Raw genomic sequence first — 4,631 nt, 5'->3', positions numbered from 1 at the left:
TGCCGCCGCCGTAGTGCAGATCCCACTCGATGCGGTGGCCCGCGGCTTGCGCCCAGCCGGCGAGCGCGCCCTGTTGCAGGCACGCGTCCGCAACCGCGATGTCGAAACGATCCCCGGCGAAGTGGCATTCGGCGATCGGCACTTCGCGCTTCACTGCCGTGAGCGACCGCGCCTCGCCGTCCGACCAGATGCACCACAGCTCGCCGATGGCGTCCTGCGGCCGGCCCCTGGGACTGAACAGCGTGTAGCGGATCCAGAACGCCAGCGGCCGGGTCGGGTGGTTGGCGCGCAGCCAGAAGCTCTCGTAGTGGCCGCCGGCGAGGCCGGGCCGCCAGCGGGCATGGTTGCAGTTGTCGGCGGTGGTCGCTGCGCTCACGTCGCTTATTGACGGCGGCGGGTCTGACGCGGAGAGTATGACGGCAACTCCGCCCGTACAACTCCCTGCGACGTCAACGCCATGGCCATCCCCCTGATCAACCGCCGCGACCTTGAGTTCCTGCTGTACGAGCTGCTGGCGGTCGAGCGGCTGACGCAGTATGCGCGCTATGCCGAGCATGGCCGCGAGACCTTCGACGCCGCGCTGGACCTGGCCGAGAACATCGCCGCAGCCCAGTTCGCGCCGCACAACCGCAAGGCCGACCTCAACGAGCCGGAGCTGGTGGACGGTCGCGTGCGGCTTATCCCGGAGGTCAAGCCGGCGCTCGACGCCTACAACGCAGCCGGATTCCTGCGCGCGCACCTGGACTATGCCGACGACGGCATGCAGTTGCCGCACGTCATCGCCACCGCCTGCGATTCTTTCTTCCAGGCCGCCAACGTTGGCACCGCCGCTTACACCATGCTGTCCAAGGGTGCGGCCAACCTGCTGGCCGTGTACGGCAGCGAGGAGCAGAAGCGCAAGTACATGCGCCCGATCCACGCCGGGCGCTTCACCGGCACCATGTGCCTGTCCGAGCCGCACGCCGGCTCCTCGCTGGCCGACATCCGCACCCGCGCCGAGCCGCAACCCGACGGCAGCTACCGGCTCAGCGGCGCCAAGATGTGGATCTCCGGCGCGGAGCACGAGCTGTCCGAGAACATCATCAACCTGGTGCTGGCCAAGATCCCCGGCGGCCCGCCGGGGGTCAAGGGCATCAGCCTGTTCATCGTGCCCAAGTTCCGGGTCAACGACGACGGCACACTGGGCGCGCGTAACGACGTGCGCGTGGCCGGGCTCAACCACAAGATGGGCTACCGCGGCACGGTCAACACCTTCCTCAAGTTCGGCGAGAACGGCGACTGCGTCGGCTACCTGATCGGCCAGCCGCACGCCGGCATGGCGCAGATGTTCCACATGATGAACGAGTCGCGCATCGCCGTGGGCATGGGCGCGGTGATGCTCGGCTATGCCGGCTACCAGCACTCGCTGGCCTACGCGAAAGAGCGGCCGCAGGGGCGCCACCCCGACCAGAAGGACCCGTCCAGCGCGCCGGTGATGCTGATCGAGCACGCCGACGTGAAGCGCATGCTGCTGGCGCAGAAATGTTACGTAGAGGGCGGCTACGCGCTCGGTCTGTTCGGCGCCACGCTGGTGGACCAGCAGCAGAACGATCCCGATGCCGCACGCCGCACCGAGGCCGGTCAGCTGCTGGAACTGCTCACGCCGATCATCAAGGCCTGGCCCTCGCAGTGGTGCCTGAAGGCCAACGAGTTGGCCATCCAGGTGCTGGGCGGCGCCGGCTACACGCGCGACTACCCGGTCGAGCAGTACTACCGCGACAACCGGCTGAATCCCATCCATGAAGGCACCAACGGCATCCAGGCGCTGGATCTGCTCGGACGCAAGGTGCTGATGAACGAGGCCGCGGCGCTGCGCCTACTGTCGCAGCACATCGTGCAGGCGGTGGAAGCGAGCAAGTCCGACACTGAACTGCAGCCGCTGAGCGCGGCACTGGCCAAGGGCATGGAGACGCTGGCCAAGACCACGCTGGTGCTGGCGCAGGCGCTGCAGGGCGGCAAGCTCCGCCTGGGGCTCGCCAACGCCTCGCTCTACCTGGAGATGATGGGGCATCTGGTGGTGGCCTGGTTGTGGTTGCGCCAGGCGCAACTGGCGCAGGCCGCGCTGCCGCGCGCCACCGGCGCCGAGCGCGATTTCTACGCGGGCAAGCTGCAGGCCTGCCGCTACTTCTTCAACTACGAGCTGCCACTGGCGCTGCAGCACGCCAAGCCGCTGCAGGCGCTGGACAGCACGACGCTGGACATGCAACCGCAGTGGTTCTGAATACGGCAGGCACTGCCCGATGACGATCAACGCCAGTGCCGCGCTGATCGTCGCGCTGCTGGCGCTGGGCATGGCGCTGGCCTTCATCGTCGCCGATCGCCGTTCCCCCACCAGCCGCGCGCTGGCGCTGTCGCTGGCCGGCGTGGGCGGCTCGATCCTGTGCAACGTACACGTCACGCTGCTGTATCTGATGCAGGGCGACCTGGAGGCCACGCTGCCATGGTGGGCGGGAGCGCTGGCGCTGCCGGAGGTGATCGCCTTCGTCGCCGGTTTCGAATGGATCCTGCGCATCCGGCGCACGGTACCGACACGCGAGCTGCGCACGCTGTTCGGCGACAACCTGCTGCGCGTGGCGCAAGCGCTGGCGATTCTTTACGGCCTGCTGTCGCTCGCGCTGCCGCAGGCGCGCGCCGACGTGTTCATCGGCGGGCTGGTGAGCGAGGCGGCCTGGCTCGATCCGCAATTCCTGATGTTCGCGCTGCCGCTGGAGGTCGCCATGCTGCTGGCCACCGGTTCGGCACTGCTGCTGCTCAACCGCCGCCCGGACGCGCCGGAGCGCCTGCGCCTGATCGCCTTCCTGATCGGCGCGCCGTTCATGGCTTCCGGCCTGGTGCTGCCCTTCGACATCGCGCCGGTGACCACCGCCATCGGCCTGCTGGTGCTGCTGGTGGGTGCGGTGCAGTACCACGTCGTGCAGGGCCAGCGCGCGCAGTTCCTGTCGCGCTTTCTCGCGCCGCAGGTGGCCGAGCTGGTGCGCGAGCAGGGGCTCAAGCGCGCCACCCAGACGCAGACCCTGGAACTGTCGGTGGTGTGCTGCGACCTGCGCGGGTTCACGGCCTTCTCGCGCGCCACCGAGTCGCGGCGCGTGATCGGCATCCTGCGCGAGTACTACGACGCGGTGGGCGCCGCAGCCGCCGAGTTCGGCGGCACCATCAAGGACCAGGCCGGCGACGGCGTGCTGATCCTGGTCGGCGCGCCGATCCCGTTCCCCGACCATGCGCGGCGTGCGCTGGAACTGGCGCGCCGCATCCGCGACCAGGGCATGGCGGTGGTCGCGCGCCACAGCCAGGGCGACCTGCGGCTCGGCGTCGGCGTGGGCGTGGCCAGCGGTTTCGTGACGGTGGGCGTGATCGGCGCGGCCTCGCGCCTGGAATACACCGCGGTCGGCCCGCCGGTGAACCTGGCCGCGCGGCTGTGCAGCGAAGCGCAGCACGGCGAGATTCTCATCGACCAGCGCAGCGCCGAACTGGTCGGCGCGGCCGCCGCCGGCTACGCGCTCACGCCCGGCGCGCCGCTGGCGCTCAAGGGCTACGCGCAGCCGGTACCGCATTACGTGATGGCGGTGCCGGCGGTTTAACTGTTTGTCTGACCACACCGCTCACAGGTGACAGATAACGCGGACCCGTGGTAAGAAGATCGCGGGGGTGGCCTCGAAACAACGATAACTAGAGGGCCGCCAGGGATGGGAGAGCTCATGACTCTGGATAGTCGTCGCCGGGCGATCGGCCTGGCAGCAGGGATTTTCTGTTCGCTTGTGGTTGGCGTGTTATACGCCGCCACCTCGGCCAACCCCCTCTTTCAGGATGCAGTCTGGATTGGAGAGTCCGGCGGTGTCATCAAACTGGACCCAGCCAGTGGTCAGCCGATTCTTCGGATCGACACGCTGGAAGATGTGCGCACGCTCGCGGTCGATGAACGAGCAGGCACGGTCTGGATATTCAGCCAGGGAAACCTTTACCTCTACGACTTCCAGGGCCAGCTGAAGAAATCCTTCTCGGCGCCCATGCCCCCCACGGGCGTGCTTGACTCGCCTTTGATCCAGCGCTTGTCAGGCAGTTCGTCGGCCGTCTTCCGCGCCGCGGTTTGCACCGCAAATATCGCTACGCTGGATACATTGCCCCCTGATCTGCTCTGGACCGGGGCACTTCTCGCGACCAGTCCAGAAGACGGCTCTGCCTGGCTTACGCTCGGCAGTCACCTCTACCAGTTTTCTCCAGAAGGAAATCTGCTCTCCGATCTCGATGTCGGCGAATTGATCACTGGTATCGGGGTCGATGTATCGCGTTCCAGAGTATGGGTCAGCACCTGTGAAAGTGTCCGGGCGTATGAGGCCGATGGAAGCATCGCGGTTCAAAAGAATCTGAACCTGTCGGCAAACCAGATACGCGGAATTGATTACGACGCGACCCGGGACGAGCTGTGGTTGATCATGGGCAATGAGGTTCGACGCTTTATTGAACCTTGCATAAATAGTTGAAACTAATTCCACCGTAGGTGGTCTGATGCTGTGATAACTTGGAGGACAGCATGAGATCGAAACCCACGGCATCGGAGTTGCAGCGGCGGCGGATGAAGGCCGGCCGGCTGCTGT

The 4,631-nt window shown here is 66.8% G+C and carries 4 protein-coding genes; 3 read left to right on the top strand and 1 reads right to left on the bottom strand.

Annotated features, from left to right (window positions below; all coding sequences use genetic code 11):
• A partial coding sequence (locus tag VNJ47_05250) for a hypothetical protein (GenBank protein HXG28239.1) occupies positions 1-376 on the bottom strand: 376 nt, incomplete at its 3' end.
• An 81-nt stretch (positions 377-457) separates the two neighbouring features.
• Between VNJ47_05250 and VNJ47_05245 the strand changes: the two genes are divergently transcribed.
• The 3 genes from VNJ47_05245 to VNJ47_05235 all read left to right on the top strand — a co-directional run bounded on the left by VNJ47_05245 (position 458) and on the right by VNJ47_05235 (position 4,517).
• The gene (locus VNJ47_05245; GenBank protein HXG28238.1) at positions 458-2,260 is read left to right on the top strand and encodes an acyl-CoA dehydrogenase; all 1,803 of its coding nucleotides are present in this window, start codon (positions 458-460) and stop codon (positions 2,258-2,260) included.
• A gap of 19 nt (positions 2,261-2,279) precedes the next feature.
• On the top strand, positions 2,280-3,617 hold the full coding sequence (locus VNJ47_05240) for an adenylate/guanylate cyclase domain-containing protein (protein ID HXG28237.1): 1,338 nt from the start codon (positions 2,280-2,282) through the stop codon (positions 3,615-3,617).
• 117 nt (positions 3,618-3,734) lie between these two features.
• Positions 3,735-4,517 (top strand): hypothetical protein, encoded by a 783-nt coding sequence (locus VNJ47_05235; GenBank protein HXG28236.1) that lies wholly within the window; start codon positions 3,735-3,737, stop codon positions 4,515-4,517.
• The last annotated feature ends 114 nt before the right edge of the window (positions 4,518-4,631 follow it).

The sequence above is a fragment of the Nevskiales bacterium genome (genome assembly GCA_035574475.1).
Classification (GTDB): Bacteria; Pseudomonadota; Gammaproteobacteria; order Nevskiales; family DATLYR01; genus DATLYR01.
Note: the sequence above shows the minus strand (reverse complement) of the source record. Positions and strands in the feature narration are given on the sequence as shown.